The 19,899-nt window shown below is 72.8% G+C and carries 15 protein-coding genes; 9 read left to right on the top strand and 6 right to left on the bottom strand.

What is annotated here, in order from left to right:
- The first annotated feature begins 126 nt into the window (after positions 1 to 126).
- On the top strand, positions 127 to 1,359 hold the full coding sequence (gene ilvA, locus ACZ4WZ_RS18450) for a threonine ammonia-lyase (protein WP_467891488.1): 1,233 nt from the start codon (positions 127 to 129) through the stop codon (positions 1,357 to 1,359).
- Between the two features lie 104 nt (positions 1,360 to 1,463).
- Here the strand turns inward: ilvA and greA are convergent, their stop codons facing one another.
- From greA to ACZ4WZ_RS18430, 4 genes are all read right to left on the bottom strand, one after another.
- Positions 1,464 to 1,961 carry a transcription elongation factor GreA gene (greA, locus tag ACZ4WZ_RS18445; RefSeq protein WP_467891486.1) on the bottom strand — a complete coding sequence of 166 codons (498 nt, stop codon included), beginning with the start codon at positions 1,959 to 1,961 and terminating at the stop codon, positions 1,464 to 1,466.
- Positions 1,962 to 2,070: 109 nt separating this feature from the next.
- Entirely contained in the window at positions 2,071 to 2,580 is a 510-nt protein-coding gene (locus ACZ4WZ_RS18440) for a cupin domain-containing protein (protein ID WP_467891484.1), read from the bottom strand.
- Positions 2,581 to 2,685: 105 nt separating this feature from the next.
- Entirely contained in the window at positions 2,686 to 3,891 is a 1,206-nt protein-coding gene (locus ACZ4WZ_RS18435; protein WP_467891482.1) for a hypothetical protein, read from the bottom strand.
- Positions 3,892 to 4,057: 166 nt separating this feature from the next.
- The gene (locus ACZ4WZ_RS18430; protein WP_467891480.1) at positions 4,058 to 4,471 is read right to left on the bottom strand and encodes a DUF4307 domain-containing protein; all 414 of its coding nucleotides are present in this window, start codon (positions 4,469 to 4,471) and stop codon (positions 4,058 to 4,060) included.
- A 107-nt stretch (positions 4,472 to 4,578) separates the two neighbouring features.
- Between ACZ4WZ_RS18430 and mca the strand changes: the two genes are divergently transcribed.
- Both mca and ACZ4WZ_RS18420 read left to right on the top strand, forming a co-directional pair.
- Positions 4,579 to 5,460: a mycothiol conjugate amidase Mca gene (gene mca, locus ACZ4WZ_RS18425; protein ID WP_388934382.1), complete on the top strand. Its 882-nt coding sequence runs from the start codon at positions 4,579 to 4,581 to the stop codon at positions 5,458 to 5,460.
- Positions 5,461 to 5,462: 2 nt separating this feature from the next.
- A complete protein-coding gene (locus ACZ4WZ_RS18420) occupies positions 5,463 to 5,690 on the top strand; it encodes a hypothetical protein (protein ID WP_388934380.1) in 228 nt (75 codons plus the stop codon).
- A gap of 135 nt (positions 5,691 to 5,825) precedes the next feature.
- Here ACZ4WZ_RS18420 and ACZ4WZ_RS18415 read toward each other — a convergent pair whose 3' ends face one another.
- Complete coding sequence (locus tag ACZ4WZ_RS18415) at positions 5,826 to 9,068, bottom strand: tetratricopeptide repeat protein (protein ID WP_467891478.1); 3,243 nt, start codon at positions 9,066 to 9,068, stop codon at positions 5,826 to 5,828.
- A gap of 143 nt (positions 9,069 to 9,211) precedes the next feature.
- On the opposite strand from ACZ4WZ_RS18415, the gene ACZ4WZ_RS18410 reads away from it, so the two are divergent.
- The 6 genes from ACZ4WZ_RS18410 (at position 9,212) to ACZ4WZ_RS18385 (ending at position 18,945) form a co-directional block, all read left to right on the top strand.
- Positions 9,212 to 9,931, top strand: coding sequence for a DUF4344 domain-containing metallopeptidase (locus ACZ4WZ_RS18410; RefSeq protein WP_467891476.1), 720 nt, complete (start codon positions 9,212 to 9,214; stop codon positions 9,929 to 9,931).
- Positions 9,932 to 10,021: 90 nt separating this feature from the next.
- Positions 10,022 to 12,076, top strand: coding sequence for a thioredoxin domain-containing protein (locus ACZ4WZ_RS18405; protein WP_467891474.1), 2,055 nt, complete (start codon positions 10,022 to 10,024; stop codon positions 12,074 to 12,076).
- A gap of 236 nt (positions 12,077 to 12,312) precedes the next feature.
- On the top strand, positions 12,313 to 13,584 hold the full coding sequence (locus tag ACZ4WZ_RS18400) for a glycosyltransferase (RefSeq protein WP_467891472.1): 1,272 nt from the start codon (positions 12,313 to 12,315) through the stop codon (positions 13,582 to 13,584).
- Positions 13,581 to 15,302, top strand: a complete 1,722-nt coding sequence (locus ACZ4WZ_RS18395; RefSeq protein ID WP_467891470.1) for an ArnT family glycosyltransferase — start codon at positions 13,581 to 13,583, stop codon at positions 15,300 to 15,302. Before ACZ4WZ_RS18400 ends, ACZ4WZ_RS18395 begins: the two co-directional genes overlap by 4 nt.
- Positions 15,303 to 15,308: 6 nt before the next feature.
- Positions 15,309 to 16,493, top strand: a complete 1,185-nt coding sequence (locus ACZ4WZ_RS18390; protein WP_467891468.1) for a glycosyltransferase — start codon at positions 15,309 to 15,311, stop codon at positions 16,491 to 16,493.
- 22 nt (positions 16,494 to 16,515) lie between these two features.
- Entirely contained in the window at positions 16,516 to 18,945 is a 2,430-nt protein-coding gene (locus ACZ4WZ_RS18385) for a galactose oxidase-like domain-containing protein (protein WP_467891466.1), read from the top strand.
- Positions 18,946 to 18,997: 52 nt separating this feature from the next.
- On the opposite strand, the gene ACZ4WZ_RS18380 is transcribed toward ACZ4WZ_RS18385, so the two are convergent.
- Positions 18,998 to 19,792, bottom strand: a complete 795-nt coding sequence (locus ACZ4WZ_RS18380) for a hypothetical protein (RefSeq protein ID WP_467891464.1) — start codon at positions 19,790 to 19,792, stop codon at positions 18,998 to 19,000.
- Positions 19,793 to 19,899 lie beyond the last annotated feature (107 nt).

Raw genomic sequence — 19,899 nt, 5'->3', positions numbered from 1 at the left:
GCCCCTCGTGCGGCCCTTGTGCACTCTCCCCGCCGCCCCGGTGCGGTCCCGGCGCGGCGTCCCCCCACGCCCGGGGGCCGCGTCCGTCCCTGAGCCGGGGCCCCCGCGGGCTGCGAGACTGGCCGCATGAACTACCGCGTGCCCGTGCCCGTCCCGCAGGTCATCCTCGACGACGTCCGGGGGGCCCAGAAGATGCTGTCGGGCGTGTCCAGGGTGACGCCGATGGAGGGCAGCCGGCACCTGTCGGCCCTCACGGGCTCCCCCGTCCACTTCAAGTGCGAGAACCTCCAGCGCACCGGCTCCTTCAAGCTGCGCGGAGCGTACGTGCGCATCGCGGGCCTGCGCCCCGAGCAGCGCGCCGCCGGAGTCGTCGCGGCCAGCGCGGGCAACCACGCCCAGGGCGTGGCGCTGGCCTCCTCCCTGCTCGGGGTCCGTTCCACCGTGTTCATGCCGGTCGGGGCCCCGCTGCCCAAGGTGGCCGCCACCCAGGAGTACGGCGCCGAAGTGCGCCTGCACGGCCAGGTCGTCGACGAGACCCTCGCCGCCGCCCAGGAGTACGCCGACCGCACCGGGGCGGTGTTCATCCACCCCTTCGACCACCGCGACATCATCGCCGGCCAGGGCACGGTGGGCCTGGAGATCCTGGAGCAGTGCCCCGAGGTGCGCACGATCCTCGTCGGCATCGGCGGCGGCGGGCTCGCCGCCGGCATCGCCGTGGCGGTCAAGGCGCTGCGCCCGGACGTGAAGGTGGTCGGCGTACAGGCGGAGGGGGCCGCCGCGTACCCGCCGTCACTGCGGGTCGGGCACCCCGTGTCGATCGACAACCCGAACACGATGGCGGACGGCATCAAGGTCGGCCGCCCCGGGGACGTCCCCTTCGCGATCATCGGGGAGCTGCTGGACGACGTACGGACCGTGTCCGAGGACGCCCTGTCCAGCGCCCTGCTGCTGTGCCTGGAGCGGGCCAAGCTGGTGGTGGAGCCCGCCGGGTGCAGCACCGTGGCGGCCCTGCTGAGCGAGCCGGAGCTGTACGGGAGCGGGCCGGTGGTCGCCGTACTGTCCGGCGGCAACGTGGACCCGCTGCTGCTCCAGCGGATCCTGCGGCACGGCATGGCGGCGGCGGGCCGTTACCTGTCGCTGCGGCTGCGGGTCGCGGACCGGCCGGGGGCGCTGGCGGGGCTGCTGGCGGTGCTGTCGACGGTGGACGCCAACGTGCAGGACGTCAGCCACGTACGCACGGACCCGCGGCTCGGGCTGACCGAGGTCGAGGTGGAGCTGCACCTGGAGACGAAGGGGCCCGAGCACTGCGCGGAGGTCGCCCGCTCCCTGCACGGCGCGGGATACCGGATCATGGCCTGAGCCCGGGGGCTCCGACCGCCTGAGCCCCGGGACCCACACATCGCACACGAGCCCCCGACGGACCTGTCCGGCGGGGGCTCGTACGTGTTCGTGTCAAAGGGTGATCAGCCGGTGAAGGGCTTGACGGCCAGGATCTTGACCGTGGCCTTCTTGCCGTTCGGCAGCTCGTACTGGGCGTCGTCGCCGACCTTCTTGCCGTTCACGCCGGCGCCCAGCGGGGACTGCGGCGAGTAGGTCTCGAAGTCGTCGGACGCGTACTCGCGGGAGGCCAGCAGGAACTCCAGGGTGTCGTCCTCGTCGCCGTCGAAAGCGATCGTGACGAGGGTGCCCGGCGCGACCTCGCCTTCCGAGGCGGGGGCCGTGCCGACCTTGGCGTTCTCCAGGAGCTGCGTGAGCTGGCGCACCCGCAGTTCCTGCTTGCCCTGCTCCTCCTTGGCCGCGTGGTAACCGCCGTTCTCGCGCAGGTCGCCCTCCTCGCGGGCAGCCGCGATCTTCATGGCGATCTCCGTGCGGGCGGGACCAGAGAGGTAGTCCAGCTCGGCCTTCAGCTGGTCGTACGCCGCCTGGGTCAGCCAGGTGACGCTCTCGCTCGTCTGGGTCACGGGTGCTCCTCGTCGGTACAGGGGACTACTTGGCCGCCAGCGGCGGGCGAAACCACGAGCCTAACAATTCGGGAAGAAAAGGGGGAGGACACCCTGCGTATGAAGTGTGTCATTGCACCCGGGGGGCGCGCGCGGCCTCCCAGACGGTGCTGGTCCCGAAATACGAGTCGTACAGCTCCTGGACCTCCAGCAGGCTCTCCGGCGGCACCGTCCCGTACCGGATGCGCTCCAGGTGGCGGAAGTACTCGAACCGCTCCACCCCCGGGGTGATGACCACCAGCATCTCGGCGGTCTCCCCGGGGGCGGCGGCGAAGGCGTGCTGCTGTCCCGGCGGCACGATGACGACGTCCCCGGCCCCGGCCGTGACCACCTTGTCGCCGGCCAGCAGTTGAGCCGTCCCGTCGATCACGTAGAACATCTCGGCGGACCGGCCGTGGTGGTGCGGGCGGGCGCCGTCGGAGCCCTCGCCCAGGGTCACGCGCATGCTGGAGAGGGCCCCGCCGGCGGCCGGACTGTCGGCCAGGAGCCGGACGGCGGAGTCGGGCCCGAACCGGATCTCCTCGGCGTCGGCGGCGCGTACGACCACGGCGTCGTCGAAGTCCGGGATGAAGAGTGACATGGCGGCTCCTGGCGCTCGGATGGCGGAACACCCCAGTCCACCCCGCCCGGGGCGGGCCGCGCACGCCCCGGGCCGCCGTCTGTCACCTCGGCCGGCGCCCGCGCGTCAGCGCTCGAAGTTGGTCAGGACGCAGCCCTCGACCTGAGCCTTCTCCAGCCGGTACCCGGCCGGCGCGGTGAAGCCGGCCTCGCAGTTCAGGGAGAGGAACTGGAGCTGGTAGAGCCCGTGGCGCAGGCTCTCGCTGTTGGTCTCCACGGCGATGTTCGTACCGACCAGCAGCTTGCTCTTGGTGGCCCGCGGCCGGCCTGCCCGCAGGTCGGCCAGCTGGGCCGTCTTGGCCTTGGCCTGGAGGGTCTTCATGTCGGAGACCGTGTTCAGCCAGTTCAGGTCGTGCGCGCGCCGCTCCCCGCCGAGCTGGCCGCAGACGGCCCGCTTGCCGATCCCCCAGGAGCGGGGTTCGCCGTCGACGACCGGCTGGTAGTCGATCGACTCGACGTGCTCGTCGGTGACGGTCATGCGCGTGCAGTCGACCCCGCCCTGGCCCACGAGCTTCCTCAGCTCTTCGATGCTGCCGGCGCTCGGCAGGCCCAGGCTGCCCGTGGCCGGCTGGCCCGGCTTCTCGGCTCCCGCCGTCCGCTCGGTGGCGGGGTCGCGGACCGGCCCGCGGAACGGGCTGCCCTGCCCGTCGGCACTGTTGACGTAGTCGGTGAGGACACACCCCTCGACCAGGGCCTTCTCCTTCTTGAAGCCCTCCGGCACATAGACGTTGGGGTTGCAGCTCAGGATGCGCAGGTCGGATCCGGCAGGGTCGACCAGGGACACGGCGGTGGCGGTCTTCAGCGCGGTCAGCGCGAAGGTCTTGCCCACGACCGTGCGGCTGGCGAGGTCGTGCTCCTCGCGGCCCTCGGCGATCAGCTTCGCGGCGTGGTCCTTGGCGGCCTGCTGGAAGGCCTTCATGTCCGGGGTCAGGAAGAGGACGATCTCGCCCCGTGCCTTCTTGTCCGTGCAGACGCCGCGCTCCGTGATGGACCAGTCCCCGACGCCGATGAAGCCGCTCAGCGGAACCCGGCGGTCGTTGGGGTCGGTGCTCAGGTTCTCGCAGGAGGTGTACTTCTGTACGTGCGCCTGCGCCCCGGCCAGCGTGGCGGGCGCGGAGCCGGTGGCCGCGGGGGAGGCCTGGGCGGAGGCCGTGGCGTTCGCGGCCGGGCCGGCCCCCGGCGGTGGCGGCTTGGCGGGGTCCTCGCAGGCGGTGGCGAGGACCGTGAGCGAGGCGAGGGCTGCGGTGGCGGCGAGTATCCGCTGGAGGCGCATGGGTGTCTTCCGTCGGCTGGACCTGGCACGGGGGATGGCGTGCACATGCTAGGCAACGGGCATGGTCATGATCAAAGACGGAGCCCCGGGCCCGGCGCCCGGGTCTGTTTCCGCGGGCCCGGGCTTCCACAGGCCCGCGCACGGGCCCGCGTACCGGTCCGCGGTTTCAGCCGGCGCTACCCGCCGGCTGGCAGCCCACGAGCTCCACCATCGTGGCGCGGCCCGTGGTCTTCAGGGTGACCATCTCGTCCACCCGCTCCTCCGCCTGCCCGAACGTGAAGTCGGCCCGGCCCACCTCGCCGTGCTCCTCGTCCTGGGAACTCAGGGTGCACACACCGGTGACCGAGGCCTCCTTGCGGATCTCCAGGTGCACCTGGACCTCGCTGTCGGAGACGATCTGGAACTTGATCACCTCGGCGCTGACGCTCTGCCCGCCGACGTAGTCCCAGCCGATCCAGCCGACCACGGCCAGCAGTCCGACCCCGAGCAGCGACCCGACGACCTTCAGCTTCCGGTCCGCGCGCTCGTCCGCCGACCGTCCGTACCGGCCCTCGGGAAGCCCTTCGCGCACCGCGCTCATGATCGAATCCTCTCGTCGGGAAGGGGTGGCACACCCAGGAATTTTCCCTCCCCCGATTCGGTCAATATAGAGGCTGACCGTCGCGCCGAATCGCAGAGGATCCTGTCTTGACCGAGCAGCTTCGACTGATGGCCGTCCATGCCCACCCCGACGACGAGTCGAGCAAGGGCGCGGCCACGATGGCCAAGTACGTATCCGAGGGGGTGCCGGTGCTCGTGGTCACCTGCACCGGCGGCGAGCGCGGCTCCGTGCTGAACCCCAAGCTCCAGGGCGACAAGTACATCGAGGAGAACATCCACGAGGTGCGCGCCAGGGAGATGGACGAGGCCCGCGAGATCCTCGGCGTCGAGCAGGAATGGCTCGGTTACGTCGACTCCGGCCTCCCCGAGGGCGACCCGCTGCCGCCGCTGCCCGAGGGCTGCTTCGCCCTCGCGGACGTGGACGAGGCCGCCGGCGAGCTGGTGAAGAAGATCCGCGCCTTCAAGCCGCAGGTCATCACCACCTACGACGAGAACGGCGGCTACCCGCACCCCGACCACATCATGACCCACAAGATCACGATGGTGGCTTTCGACGGCGCGGCCGACACCGAGAAGTACCCGGAGGCCGAGTACGGCGCCCCGTACCAGCCGCAGAAGCTCTACTACAACCAGGGCTTCAACAAGCCGCGCACCATCGCGCTCCACGAGGCGCTCCTCGCCCGCGGCCTGGAATCCCCCTACGGCGAGTGGCTGGAGCGCTGGAAGGAGTTCGAGCGCACCGAGCGCACCCTCACCACGCACGTCCCGTGCTCCGACTTCTTCGAGATCCGCGACAAGGCCCTCATCGCGCACGCCACGCAGATCGACCCGGACGGCGGCTGGTTCCGCGTCCCGATGGAGATCCAGAAGGAGGTCTGGCCCACCGAGGAGTACGAGCTCGCCAAGTCGCTCGTCAACACCTCCCTCCCCGAGTCCGACCTCTTCGCGGGCATCCGGGAGAATGTGTAGCCATGAGCGCTACGCAGGCCGCAGTCACCCAGCTCCTCCCGCTGGCCGCCGACACCTTCGACAAGAACAAGGTGACCCCCGGACTCCTGGGGTTCGTCGTGTTCGCCGCCCTCGCCCTCGGCGTGTGGGGCCTGATGAAGTCGATGAGCAAGCACATGGGGCGCGTCGACTTCCAGGAAGCCCCCGAGCCGGCCGCCGCCACCCCGGCCGCCGACGCCCCCAAGGCGTAGGACCCCGCGCACGGCGCGGCAGCGCCGTCCCGCCCCCACACCCGGGCGGGACGGCGCGCCCGCGCGCGCCCACGCCCCGGCGGTACGGCGCCCCGGCGCCCTGCCCCTCCGGCGGGTACGGCGCCCCCGCGCGCCCTACGCCTCCGGTACCGCCACCCCCATCACCTCCCGCGCCCGCAGGCCCGGAACCAGGCCCAGACGCCACGCCTGCCAGCCCTCCGCCGGGTCCGCCCCCCGCGCCAGCACCACCCCGTACGTCTCCAGGCAGTCCTCCAGCCGGCCGTCACGCAGCGCATGCGGCGCCGCCACCAGCCGGGCCAGCTCCGCCCGCGCCTCCTCCACCACCGCGTCACCCCCACCCGCGTACGGCAGCATCGTGCAGCGCAGGAACCGCGCCCAGTCCTCCCCGCGCCGGTCCCCGTACGACACGAACAGCCGCACCGCGTCCTCGCACAACCCCACCGCCTGCGCCGCCCGCGCGTTCCCCGCGTCGATCACCGCCAGCTCCACGCACGTCCACGCCTCCCCGTGCGCCAGCCCGATCCGCCGGAAATCGGCCCGCGCGTCCACCAGCAGCTGCCGCGCGAAACCCGAATTCCGCAGGTTCCCCGTCTGCGCCGCCCGCTGGTCCCGCGTCACCCGCCCCGACTGGTAGCGGGCGTGCGCCAGCCCGTACACGTCCCGCATCCGCGAGAACATCGTCCGGGCCCGCTCCAGCTCCCGCACCGCCCGGTCCCGCTCACCGCCCTCCTCCAACGCCTGCCCCAGGTAGTACAGCGTCCACGCCTCGCCCCGCGCGTCCTCCGCCACCCGGTGCCGCGCCAACGCCTCCCGCAGCCGCTCCAGCGCCCCCTCCGGATCCCCGTCCACCACCCGGGCCCGCCCCAGCTGCGTCAGCGCCCACGCCTCACCCCGGTCGTCCCGCGTCCGCCCGTACAGCTCCAGCGCCAGCCGCAGCTCCTGCTCCGCCCGCGCCACCCCGCCCGTCCGCAGGTACACCTGCCCCAGCTGGAAGTGCGCCCACGCCTCACCGTGCACGCTCTCGCTCTGCCGGTGCAGCCCCAGCGACCGCTCCAGCAGCTCCAGCGCCTCCGCCAGCCGCCCCCGGTCCCGCTCCACCGCCCCCAGCGCGTGCAGCGCCCACGCCCGGTCACCCGCCAGCTCCTCCGGCTCCTGCAACGCCAGCGCCTCCCGGATCCGCGCCGCCGCCTCCGGCAGATTGCCCTGATGGTGCAGCGTGATCCCGAGCGACACCAGCGCCATGCCCGCGCCCGCCTCCTGCCGGGCCTCCCTGTACTGGTCCACCAGCGAGGTCAGCGTCGTCCGCGACTTGTCCAGCTCGCCCAGCTGACGCGCCGCGATCCCCGTACGCCACTGCACCGAACGGTTCAGCCGCCCCCGGTCCACCGCCCGCGTCAGCTCGTTGATCTCCCCGAGCCGGTACAGGTCCCCGCGCAGCAGACAGAAATCGCACAACGCCCCCAGCAGATCCAGCACCGCCTGCTGGTCCACCCCCTCCGAATGCCGCAGCGCCGCCGTGATGAAGCTCGACTCGTCGTCCAGCCAGCGCAGCGCCGCGTCCAGCGAGGCGAAACCGTGCCCCCCGACCGCGTCCGACCGCGACACCGTGTTCGACCGCGTCGACATCTTCCCGTCGACCATCCGGATCACCGAGTCCGCGAGCCGCGCGTAGTCCCGGATCAGCCGCTCGTGCGCGGCCGCCGCCTCCGCCCGGTCCTCGTCCCCCGCCAGCCGCGCCGCCGCGTACGCGCGCACCGCGTCGTGCATCCGGTACCGCTCCCCGCGTACGAGGTCCAGCAGGCCCGCCCGCGCCAGCTCCCCCAGCAGCCGCCCGGCCTCCACCCGCTCCGCACCGGCCAGCGCCGCCGCCGCGGCCGCCCCCAGCGAGGCCCGCCCCGCCAGCGTGAGCCGCCGCAACAGCCGCCGCCGCTCCTCCGGCAGCCGTACGTAGGCCAGCTCCAGAGCGTGCTCCAGACCCCCGCCCCCACCACCGTCCGAGGCCCGCGCCGACCCCAGCGGAGCCAGCACCCGCAGCGCCAGCGGCAGCCCCGCCCCCAGCTCCAGCAGCCCCGACAGCGCCGCCCCCTCCGGCGCGGCCTCACCCGCCGCCCGCGCCGCCGCGCGCAGCACCCCGGCCGCCTCCTCCCGCGCCAGCCGCACCACCGGCAGCCGGTGCACCCACGCCGCCAGGTCCTCCGGCAGCTCCAGCGGCTCCCTGGCCGTGACCAGCACCAGGCTCTCCGAGCGCTCCGGCACGAGCGCCCGTACCTGCTCCGGATCCACCGCGTCGTCCAGCACCACCGTCACCGGCGACCCCTGGAGGTGCTGGTGGTACAGCTCCGTCAGCCGGCGCACCTGCGACTCCGCCGACGCGCCCTCACGGAACAGCAGCTGCTCGCGGGGCGCCCCCAGCCGGTTCAGCAGGTGCAGCAACGCCTCCCGCGTCGACAGCGGCGCCTCGCCCGCGCCGGTGGAACCGCCCCGCAGATCCACCACGCACGCCCCGCGGAACTGGTCCCGCAGCGCGTGCGCCGCCCGCAGCGCCAGCGCCGTACGCCCCACCCCCGGCTCGCCGTGCAGCACCACCACCACCGGCCGCGTCTCCGTACTGGCCCGCGCCGCACCCACCCACTGCGCGATCCGGGTCAGCTCCGCGCGCCGGCCCGTGAACAGCGCGTCGGCGTCCGGGAGCTGCCCGAACGACTGCTCCAGCATGCTGCGCCGCCGGGCCTCCGCGCTGCGGTCACCCCCGCGCGGCAGCGGCGCCACGCCGCCGCTGCCGTTGACGGCCCCACCGCCGGCGGCGGCCCGGGACCGCGACGGCCCCCGCACCGAGGCCGCCGCCACCGCCCGCTCCTGCTCCAGGAACGGCCGGATCCCGCGCACCTCCAGCGCCGTCAGCCACTGCAGCCGCAGCTGCTCCGGCCCGCCCGGGCGGCCCGCGGCCCCGGCCCGGCGGTTCGCCGCGGGCACGTGCAGGGCGGTCACCGTGGCCACCGTCGCCGCCGCCCCCGCGACGCCCACGACGATGCCCGCGCTGACCGCCGTCCCCGCCGCCACTCCGAAGGCCAGGTCCGCCCCCACGGCGGCGGCCGCGGCGACCCCCGACACGAACAGCGACGCCCCGGTGCTGCCCCGCCGGAAGGCCTCCCCGAGGGACTGCTCGCCGGCGGCGGCCTCGTCCAGGGCGGCCACGTACGCCGCGTACTCCTCCCCGGCGGCCGCCGCGATCCCGTCCAGCGCCTCCCGCCCCCGCGCGAACAGCGCCTCGCGGTCCCCCGCCCCCGCCCGCCGGACCTCCTCCTCGACGGCCCGGGCCAGCACCCGTTCGGCCTCGACACGATGGCTGTCCCGCATCGGCATCCTCCTCGGAGAGCTCCGGAAACGTGCGCCAAGTGTCCTGCGGGACAGGGCGCAGCGCGAGGAATCTGAGCTATTTCAGAGGGAGTTGGAGCCTCGACGGACACCCGCGTGCATATATGTACGCCTAGGCTGGGCGCATGACCCCGCGCTGGACGGCCCTCGCCCTGTGCGCGGCCCTCCTCGCCGCCTCGTCCGGCTGCGGGAAGGAGCCGCCGTCCCCCGGGTTCGTCATCCGGTACGAGGACCCCGACGGGCCCGACGAGGACCACGCCGCCCTGCTGCGCTCCCGCAAGCCCGCCGAACGGGCCGTCGAGGCCCTCAACGCCTACCTCCGCCTCCCGGCCCGGGTCACCGTCCTCGCCCGCTCCTGCGCGGGCGGGGGCACCGGCTACGACCCGGAGACCCGCCGCATAGAGCTCTGCTACGACGACCTGGCGGAGGAGCGGGCCCTCCTGGGCGACGACGGGGCCGCCGCCGACGTCACCACCGAGACCGTCCACCACGAGGCGGGCCACGCCCTCATCGACCTCCTCGGCCTGCCCGTCGCCTCGGACCGGGCGGAGGAGGACGCCGCCGACCGCTTCGCCGCGTTCATGCTGATCCGCGAGGGCCCGAGGGGAGAACGCGCCCTGCGCACCGCCGCCGAGGCGTACCGGCTGTCACCGCCCGCGGACCCCGGGCCGGACGAGCACGCCCCGCCCGCCGCCCGCGCGGCCGCCCACCTCTGCCTGCTGCACGGGGCGGCCCCCGACCGCCACCCGGACCTGGCCACCCGCACCCACGGCTGCACCCCCACCTGGCCCACCGTCCGCGCTACGTGGACCCACGCCCTGACCCCCGTGCTCAGACACCCCTGAGCAGCGGGCCGCCGGCGCGCCGTACCCGAACCGGCGCCGGGAACGGGCCGGTCGCGCCGCGGAGAGCGGGTGGTGGGGCAGGATGGGAATATGCCGAACCGCCTCGCGAACGAGACCTCGCCGTATCTGCTCCAGCACGTCGACAATCCGGTCGACTGGTGGCCCTGGTCGCCGGAGGCGTTCGCGGAGGCGCGTGAGCGCAATGTCCCCGTTCTGTTGTCAGTTGGTTACTCTGCGTGTCATTGGTGTCATGTCATGGCTGGCGAATCCTTCGAGGACGAGGCGGCGGCGGCCTACATGAACGAGCACTTCGTCAACATCAAGGTCGACCGCGAGGAACGCCCCGACATCGACGCCGTCTACATGGAGGCCGTGCAGGCGGCGACCGGGCAGGGCGGGTGGCCCATGACCGTGTTCCTCACGCCCGAGGCCGAGCCCTTCTACTTCGGGACCTACTTCCCGCCCGAGCCCCGGCACGGGATGCCCTCCTTCACGCAGGTGCTCGAAGGCGTGCGGGCCGCCTGGGACGGGCGGCGGGAGGAGGTCGCCGAGGTCGCGCAGCGGATCGTGCGGGATCTGGCCGGGCGGCAGCTGGACTACGGGAAGGCCGGGCTGCCGGGGCCCGAGGAGCTGGGGCAGGCGCTGCTCGGGCTGACGCGGGACTACGACGCCGTGCGCGGCGGGTTCGGCGGGGCGCCGAAGTTCCCGCCGTCCATGGTGCTGGAGTTCCTGCTGCGCCACCACGCCCGGACCGGGTCCGAGGGCGCCCTGCAGATGGCCGCCGACACCTGTGAGGCGATGGCGCGGGGCGGGATCTACGACCAGCTCGGCGGCGGGTTCGCGCGGTACTCCGTGGACCGGGAGTGGGTCGTACCGCACTTCGAGAAGATGCTGTACGACAACGCGCTGCTCTGCCGGGTGTACGCGCACCTGTGGCGGGCCACCGGATCCGATCTGGCGCGGCGCGTCGCGCTGGAGACGGCCGACTTCATGGTGCGGGAACTGCGCACCGAGCAGGGCGGGTTCGCCTCCGCGCTCGATGCCGACAGCGAGGATCCGCTGACCGGCGGGCACGTCGAGGGGGCGTACTACGCCTGGACGCCCGCGCAGCTGACCGAGGTGCTCGGGGAGGAGGACGGGGCGCTCGCCGCCGCGTACTTCGGGGTCACCGAGGAGGGGACCTTCGAGCACGGCACGTCGGTGCTGCAACTGCCGCTGGACGGGCCGGCGGTGGAGGCCGGGCGGATCGCCTCCATCAGGGAGCGGCTGCTGGCTGCCCGCGCCCGGCGGCCCGCGCCGGGGCGGGACGACAAGGTCGTCGCCGCCTGGAACGGGCTGGCCGTCGCGGCGCTCGCCGAGTGCGGGGCCTTCTTCGAGCGGCCGGACCTGGTGGAGCGGGCCATCGAGGCCGCCGACCTGCTGGTGCGGGTGCACATGGACGGGAGGGCCCGGCTGGCGCGGACCAGCAAGGACGGGCGGGCCGGCGCGAACGCGGGGGTGCTGGAGGACTACGGGGACGTCGCCGAGGGGTTCCTCGCGCTGGCCTCCGTCACGGGGGAGGGGGTGTGGCTGGAGTTCGCCGGGTTCCTCGTCGACCTGGTGATGGCGCGGTTCACCGCCGAGGACGGGTCGCTGTACGACACCGCGCACGACGCCGAGCAGCTGATCCGCCGGCCGCAGGACCCCACCGACACGGCCGCTCCCTCGGGCTGGACGGCGGCCGCCGGGGCGCTGCTGTCGTACGCCGCGCACACGGGGTCGCGGCCCCACCGGGAGGCGGCGGAGCGGGCGCTCGGGGTGGTGCACGCCCTCGGGCCGCGTGCCCCGCGTTTCATCGGGCACGGGCTGGCGGTGGCGGAGGCGCTCGTCGACGGGCCGCGCGAGGTGGCGGTGGTGGGGCAGCCGGAGGACCCGGCGACGGCCGCGCTGCACCGGACGGCGTTGCTGGGGACGGCCCCGGGGGCCGTGGTGGCGGTCGGGCCGCCGCGCATGGCCGACGGCAGCGGCGGGGAGTTCCCCCTTCTGGCCGAGCGCACACTGGTGCGCGACCTTCCGACGGCGTACGTGTGCCGGCATTTCGTCTGCGCGCGGCCTACGACCGAACCGGTCGAGTTGGCCGAGCAGTTGGGCGTGGTACGTCCCTGATTGCGCCGGAGTGGCGTCAATTCCGGTTGCGCGGGGACCACTTGGAAATGTGGTTTTTATTCGTGCGGCGCCTGACCTTCATCTCCGCTGCCTAGTCTCGTGTCTCCGGGAGTAACCGAAATCGCGCACTGGGGGGTGCGCGCGCGGGGGGAAGCGGAGGCGGCGGGCCGGGGGGCCGGGCCGTCCTCCGGGGTTCGGTCGCCGCCTGGGGTTGCGGCTTGTCTGTGGGGGACGGTTTGCTCACCTCTATCTTTATTTCCGCCATTTCTCTGGCGCTCTTCTGGATGGCCGCGTTCACGCTGTGGTGGCAGATGCATGCCTGGCGCACGCCCGAGACGCTCGCCTCGACCCGCTTCGACAGCCCTGACGGCGGGGGCCGGCTCGCCTTCTCGCTGCTGCTGCCCGCCCGTCACGAGCAGGCCGTGCTGGAACACACCATCGACCGGCTGCTCGAATCGAGCCACACCGATTACGAGATCATCGTCATCGTCGGCCACGACGATCCGGAGACGGCCGCCGTGGCCGCCCGCGCCGCGGCCGGCGCGCCCGAGCGCGTACGGGTCGTCGTCGACCACCACGAGACCAAGAACAAGCCGAAGGCCCTCAACACGGCCCTCCCGCACTGCCGGGGCGACGTCGTCGGGGTCTTCGACGCCGAGGACCAGGTCCACCCCGAGCTGCTCACCCACGTCGACCACGCCTTCCGCGCCACGGGCGCGGACGTGGTCCAGGGCGGGGTACAGCTGATCAACTTCCACTCCAGCTGGTACAGCCTGCGCAACTGCCTGGAGTACTTCTTCTGGTTCCGCTCCCGTCTCCACCTGCACGCCGAGAAGGGCTTCATCCCGCTGGGCGGCAACACCGTCTTCGTGCGCACCGGGGTGCTGCGCGAGGCCGGCGGCTGGGACCAGAACTGCCTCGCCGAGGACTGCGACCTGGGCGTGCGGCTGTCCTCGGTGGGCAAGAAGGTGGTCGTCGCGTACGACTCCGACATGGTCACCCGTGAGGAGACCCCGGGCTCGCTGATGAGCCTGCTGAAGCAGCGCACCCGCTGGAACCAGGGCTTCCTCCAGGTCTACCGCAAGAGGGACTGGCAGCAGCTGCCCGGACGCGGTCAGCGCTGGCTGGCCCGCTACACCTTGATGACCCCGTTCATGCAGGCGGCCTCCGGGGTGATCATCCCGGTCAACTTCGCCGTGGCGGTCCTCCTCGACGTGCCGGTCGGCGTCGCGGTCATCACCTTCCTCCCCATGATCACAGCGATGGTGACCTTCGTCTTCGAGATCGTCGGCCTGCACGACTTCGGCCGCCAGTACGGCCTGCGGGTGCGTTTCGCGCACTACCTCAAGCTCATCGTGGGCGGCCCCTTCTACCAGGTGATGCTGGCGGGCGCCGCGATCCGTGCGGTCTGGCGCGAGCAGCGCGGCCGCAACGAGTGGGAGCTGACCAGCCACACCGGCGCGCATCTGACCTCCGCCACCGCGATCCGAGAGGACAGCCCCCGGTGACCGCCACCCTGCCCACGGCCACTGGTCCCCAGCCGGCCGACGCCACGGCCACCGCCCAGCTGCTGCCCGTCCGGCGCCCGCCCGGGTCCGGGTCCGGCTCCAGTTCCGGTTCCGACTCCGGCTCCAGCTCCGGTTCCGGGGCGCGTCCGGCGGCTCCCGCGCGCCCGATGGTGCGCTTCCGCTCCTCCCGCCCGGACCTGCTGCTCTGCGGCGCCGTCCTGCTCGTGATCGTCCTCGTACAGGGCTGGAACATCACGGGCTTCCCGACGCTCAGCGACGACGAGGGCACCTACCTGGCCCAGGCGTGGGCCGTCCAGCAGGGCGAGGGGCTGGCCCACTACACGTACTGGTACGACCATCCGCCGCTCGGATGGATCCAGATCGCGGGACTGACGTACCTGCCCTCCCTCTTCGTGCCCGACTGGATGACGGTCGCGCCGATGCGCTTCTCGATGCTCGCCGTGTCCGGCGCCGGCTCGGTGCTGATGTACGTCCTGGCGCGCCGGCTGTGGCTGCCGCGCTGGGCGGCGGGGCTGGCGATGGGGCTGTTCGGGCTGTCCCCGCTGTCGGTGGTCCTCCAGCGGGAGATCTTCCTCGACAACCTCGCCGTGATGTGGATGCTGCTGGCCTTCTGCCTCGCCGCGTCCCCCAGGCGCCACCTGTGGCACCACTTCGGTTCGGGCCTTGCGGCGGCCACCGCCGTCCTGACCAAGGAGACGATGCTGGTGGTGCTTCCGGCGCTGCTGGTGACGATGTGGCGCCACAGCCACCGTGACACCCGCAAGTTCGCCGTGACCGGGGCGATCACCGCCTGCACGCTGATAGGGCTCTCGTACCCGCTGTACGCCCTGCTCAACAACGAGCTGCTGCCCGGCGACGGGCACGTCTCCCTGATCGACGGCATCACCTACCAGATGAGCCGTCCCGGCTCCGGTTTCATCCTCGACCCCGGCTCCGGCTCGAACGCGGTCTTACGGTCCTGGCTGTACTACGACACCGTCCTGCCGCTCGGCGGGCTGGCCGGCGCCGTGCTGCTGCTGGCGACCCACAGGTGGTCGGTGACCGCCCGCGCGCTCGCCGGGCCGGCCCTGGCCGCGGTGATCCTGGCCGTGGTCGCGATGCGTCCCTCCGGCTACCTCCCGGCGATGTACGTGATCCAGGCCCTGCCGTTCCTCGCCCTGGTCCTCGCCGGGGGCGCGGCCAGCGTCACGCACGCGGTGCTGCGCCGCCGCCGTACGCCGGAGGAGCGCAGGGGCGTGGTGTACGCGCGCCGGGCGCTGGTCGGCGTCCTGGCCGTGGCGGCCGCCGCGTACGTGCTGCCGCGCTGGTACGAGGGCAACCGCACCGCCCTCACCGTCGACGCCAACGGCCCCTACCGGCAGGCCGCCGCCTGGCTGGGCCGGGAGGTCGCCAACCCGGCGAACACCCGCGTCCTCGTCGACGACGCGCTCTGGTTGGACGCCGTCCACCACGGATTCGCCCCCGGGGACGGGGCCATCTGGTTCTACAAGGCGGACCTCGACCCGGCCGTCACCAGGACCCTGCCGCGCGGCTGGCGCGACATCGACTACGTGGTCTCCTCGCCCACCGTGCGTCGCGACGCGGCGGACCTGCCCAACGTGAAGGCTGCTCTCGAGCATTCGACCGCGGTCGCCGTCTTCGGTACGGGCGAGGACCGTATCGAGATCCGCCGCACCGACCGCGAGAGTGGGAGCTGAACCACCATGAGCGAGGACCCGTGGCCCCCGCACGCCCTGAATGATCCGGAAGTCGACGCTCCGCCGGTGGCGGCCGGCGGCAGCGTCACCCTGATCGTCCCGACCCGCAACGAGTCCGGCAACGTACGGGAGTTGCTCGGCCGGCTGAGCGCGGCCGTCCCCGGCCGGCCGGCTTTCGAGGTGCTGTTCGTCGACGACTCCACCGACGACACCCCCGCCGTGATCGAGAAGGCCGCCGCCGACTGCCCCTTCCCGGTGTCCGTCCTGCACCGCGAGAGCCCGGACGGCGGCCTCGGCGGGGCCGTCGTCGCCGGGATCGAACGGGCCGGGTCCGACTGGATCGTGGTCATGGACGCCGACCTCCAGCACCCGCCCCACCTGGTTCCCGAACTCGTCGGCGAGGGGGAGCGCACGGGCGCCGACCTCGTCGTCGCCTCCCGCTACCTGCCCGGCGGCAGCCGGGCCGGGCTCGCCGGCAGCTACCGCGTCGCCGTCTCGCGCGGTGCGACCTGGCTGGCCAAGGGGCTCTTCCCGCGCGCCCTGCGCGGCATCAGCGACCCGATGAGCGGCTTCTTCGCGATGCGGCGGACGGCCGTGACGAGCGCCGCGCTCCAGCCCCTCGGCTACAAGGTCCTGCTGGAGCTCACCGTCCGCTGCCGCCCCGAGCGGCGCGCCGAGGTCCCCTTCGTCTTCCAGGACCGCTTCGCCGGGGAGTCGAAGTCCACCGCCCGCGAAGGGCTGCGCTTCCTGACGCACCTCGCGGCCCTGCGCTCCGCGAACCGCCTCGCCCGGATGGCCGGCTTCGGGCTGATCGGGCTCTCCGGCTTCGTCCCCAACCTGCTGGCGCTCTGGCTGCTCACCCACGTCGGGATGCAGTACCTCGCCGCGGAGGCCGTCGCCAACCAGGCCGGCGTCCTGTGGAACTTCCTCCTCATCGAGACCCTGCTCTTCCGCGACCGGCGACGCCACCGCCACTGGGCGGACCGCCTGGGCCGCTTCGCCCTCCTCGCCAACGCCGACCTGCTGCTGCGCATCCCGCTCATCGCGCTGTTCGTGGGCCGCTTCGGCATGGACGTGCTGCCCGCGACCGCCCTCGCGCTGGCCACCACCTTCGTCCTGCGCTTCGCCGCCACCGAAGCGCTCGTCTACCTGCCGCGCGGGCCGCGCGCGGCGCGCACCGCCAGGAGTTGAGCCGCACCGAAAGGAACCGCGTATGCGTAGGAAGATCCGACGGAGGGCGGGGCGCCGGGCCGCCCTCCTCGCCGTCGGCGCGATGACCGCCTGCCTCCTCCTGACCGCACCCCAGCAGGCCACGGCCGGACCGCCCAACCTGCTCACCAACCCCGGCTTCGAGACCGCCGGCGCGGCGGGCTCCGACATGCCGTCCTGCTGGTCCCGGTCGGGCTGGGGCGACAACGACTTCACCTTCGCCACCGTCGCCGACGCCCACAGCGGCACCAGGGCCATGAAGGTCTCGCTCACCCGCCGCGTCAGCGGTGACCGCAAGGCCCTGGTCACCGAGAGCGCCACCTGTGCCCCGAGCGTGGTGCCGGGCAGGCAGTACGACCTGTCCGCCTGGTACAAGTCGAACACCCCCGATGTGTCGGTGACGGTGTTCCGCCACGACACCACCACCGGCTGGCAGTACTGGACCGACCTGCAGAACCCGCCGGTCAGCGCCGCGTGGGCGCGTACGGAAGTCCGTACGCCCGCCGTCCCGCCGAACACCGACAAGATCGCGTGGGGCCTGTCCGTCTACGGGGTGGGCACCCTCACCTCCGACGACTACGCGCTGGAGGAGGTGGCGGCACCGGTGCCCCAGCCCGCCTGCACGGGTACCGCCGAGCAGTGCGCCCAGGGCAAGTGGGAGGTGATGGCGGCCCAGAACCCGGTGCGTTCCATGCACGCGGTCGTGCTGAGGAACGGGAAGGTGCTGCTGATCGCCGGCTCCGGCAACGACATCTCCCAGTTCAACGCCGGTACCTTCACCTCCGCCGTCTACGACCCGGTGGCCGGCAGCGTCAGGACGATCCCGACGCCGGTGGACATGTTCTGCTCCGGACACGTGCAGCTGGCCGACGGCCGGGTGCTGGTCATGAGCGGCAACAAGGGCTACCCGTCCGCCGACGGCAAGATCGGCTACCAGGGCCTGAAGGACTCGTACGTCTTCGACCCGGCCACCGAGCAGTACACGCGGACCAACGACATGAACGGCGGCCACTGGTACCCGTCCGCCACCATCCTCGGCAACGGCGACGTGATCTCCTTCGGCGGGCTGAAGGAGGACTCCACGGGCAACGTCACCGCGGAGAAGTTCTCGGCGGCGCAGGGAAAGTGGCTGCCGATGAACGAGGTCAACCAGACCTGGTCGTACTGGGGCCTGTACCCGTCGATGATCCTGATGCAGGACGGCCGGCTCTTCTACTCCGGCAGCCACACCTTCGGCAACGGCACGCCCGGCTCCGGCGCCTCGGTCTACGACTACGACGCCAACACCATCACCGACGTGCCCGGACTGCGGAACAAGGACCAGCGCGACGAGTCGGCGAGCGTCCTGCTGCCCCCGGCCCAGGACCAGCGGGTCCTGACCATCGGCGGCGGCAACAACGAGACCAACCCGGCCGCCAACCGGCTCACCGACATCATCGACCTGAAGAAGCCGAGCCCCGCCTACACCGCGGGCCCCGACCTCCCCCAGGGCCTGGTCGACACCGGCACGGGCAAGCGCCCGCAGACCGGCGCCGAGGGCAAGATGTACGTCTCCGCCGTGCTGCTGCCCGACGGAAAGGTGCTGGAGACCGGCGGCGGCCTCCACGACCGCGCCGACCCGGTCTTCGAGGCCTCGCTCTTCGACCCGGCCGCCAACACCTACCAGGCGGGCCTCGCCACCGACCCCATCCCGCGGACGTACCACTCGGCGTCCTTCCTGCTGCCCGACGGCCGGGTCATGTCGGTCGGCGACAACCCGGGCAACGGCACCTACAACCACAGCGTGTCGGTCTACACCCCGCCCTACCTGTTCAAGGGCGCCCGACCGCAGATCACCTCGGTGATCGACACGCGGTGGGTGTACGGGGACACGCAGCGGATCACCGTCGACCGGCCCATCGCCAAGGCGGAGCTGATCCGGCCGGCCGCCGTCACGCACTCCTCGGACCCGAACCAGCGGTTCGTGGACCTGCCGCTGACGGTGGTGGACAGCACGACGGTCGACCTGAACGTGACCAGCAACCCGAACCTGGCGCCGCCCGGCTGGTACATGCTGTTCGCGGTCGACGCGAACGACGTGCCGTCGATCGCCCAGTGGGTGCACGTGGGCGGGGCCCCGGCCCTGGCCGCCCTGTCGGGCGGGCAGGACCAGCAGCCCTCGGCGCACCAGCACTCCTTCGCGGACCAGCTGGGCCCGGCCAGGCCGAACCCGGCCAAGCGGGACTCGGCCCCGGTCAGCCCCAAGGTCGCGGGCTGCGACCGGCACTACGGCACGGCCACCTTGTGCGTGCCGACGGTGTTCCCGGCGGAGGTCGAGAACACCACCGGGGCCCGCTGCGACTGGCTGGCCGCGCACACGTACCCGAAGCGGATGAAGGTCAACGGTAGCGACCCGCTGCGGCTGGACGCGGACCGCGACGGCTACGCCTGCTGAAGCCGTCCCTCCACGGGGGCCGGTGCCCCGGGCACAGCCCGGGGCGCCGGCCTCACTTGGCCATCACGGTGTAGAGGCTGGAGTTGTCACCCGGGTTGGTGTCGCCCGCTACGCGGAGGGTGGCGCGGATGACACCCTGGCCCGCCTTGTCCACGTGCGCGAAGACCGGGAGCTCCTTCTTCTCACCGGCCTTCAGGGTGCCTCCGGTGCAGAGGTAACCCCTGACCTTGCCGTCGGCCGCGGGAGCGTGCATGGTGCACTGGAAGCCGCTGAAGGTGGTGTTCTCCGGTGGTTTCCTGATCGACAGCGACCCCTCGGTGGTGACATCGACCACCGCGCCCTTGGCCTCCCCGGCGGAGCTGAAGTACGGCAGCCAGTAGGTCCGGTTGGTGCCGGTCGTCGGGGCGAACTCGCCGTTGAACGTGCCCAGCGAGGCGTTCGTGGGCGCGCCGGCGGGATCGGCCGGGTCGGTCGCGGCGCTGCAGACGTTCTTGCCCCAGTCGCTGAACTCGTTCGTGGGGAAACCCGACGCGCTGTCCGTCGTGGGCACCATCGCCTGCGCGGCCCCGCAGTACGCCACGCCGGGCTTGACACCCGGGAGCGTCCGGGTGACCAGCCGTCCCTTCCCGGGGGCGCCCGGGTAGAGCTTCCGCACCTTGCCGGCTTCGTTGTTGGGGTTGTCCTTCTCGAAGACGGCGACCCAGTGACCGCTCTCGTCGGGCGTGTTGTCCCTGAAGGTGACGTAGGCGGTGGTTCCCTCCGTCCAGACGCGCACCGTCGTGGGGGCCGGGGGTTTCTCGCCGGCGGCCGCCGGCGTGGCCAGGCCGGCCACGAGACCGCATGCCATCCCGGCTCCTGCGCAGAGCCGGAGGACTCTCTTCGTCCGTATCCCGCTGGATGTCATCGGATGTCCATTCCGCAGGTCACGGTGGTCACGCACCGTGATGTCGATGG

Source organism: Streptomyces sp. NPDC029122, from assembly GCF_055569445.1.
Note: the sequence above shows the minus strand (reverse complement) of the source record. Positions and strands in the feature narration are given on the sequence as shown.

Coding starts and splice junctions, on each gene's coding strand:
- ilvA (WP_467891488.1), top strand. CDS start 127: ATGAACTACCGCGTGCCCGTGCCCGTCCCGCAGGTCATCCTCGACGAC.
- ACZ4WZ_RS18440 (WP_467891484.1), bottom strand. CDS start 2,580: ATGTCACTCTTCATCCCGGACTTCGACGACGCCGTGGTCGTACGCGCC.
- ACZ4WZ_RS18435 (WP_467891482.1), bottom strand. CDS start 3,891: ATGCGCCTCCAGCGGATACTCGCCGCCACCGCAGCCCTCGCCTCGCTC.
- ACZ4WZ_RS18430 (WP_467891480.1), bottom strand. CDS start 4,471: ATGAGCGCGGTGCGCGAAGGGCTTCCCGAGGGCCGGTACGGACGGTCG.
- ACZ4WZ_RS18420 (WP_388934380.1), top strand. CDS start 5,463: ATGAGCGCTACGCAGGCCGCAGTCACCCAGCTCCTCCCGCTGGCCGCC.
- ACZ4WZ_RS18415 (WP_467891478.1), bottom strand. CDS start 9,068: ATGCGGGACAGCCATCGTGTCGAGGCCGAACGGGTGCTGGCCCGGGCC.
- ACZ4WZ_RS18410 (WP_467891476.1), top strand. CDS start 9,212: ATGACCCCGCGCTGGACGGCCCTCGCCCTGTGCGCGGCCCTCCTCGCC.
- ACZ4WZ_RS18405 (WP_467891474.1), top strand. CDS start 10,022: ATGCCGAACCGCCTCGCGAACGAGACCTCGCCGTATCTGCTCCAGCAC.
- ACZ4WZ_RS18390 (WP_467891468.1), top strand. CDS start 15,309: ATGAGCGAGGACCCGTGGCCCCCGCACGCCCTGAATGATCCGGAAGTC.
- ACZ4WZ_RS18385 (WP_467891466.1), top strand. CDS start 16,516: ATGCGTAGGAAGATCCGACGGAGGGCGGGGCGCCGGGCCGCCCTCCTC.
- ACZ4WZ_RS18380 (WP_467891464.1), bottom strand. CDS start 19,792: ATGGCATGCGGTCTCGTGGCCGGCCTGGCCACGCCGGCGGCCGCCGGC.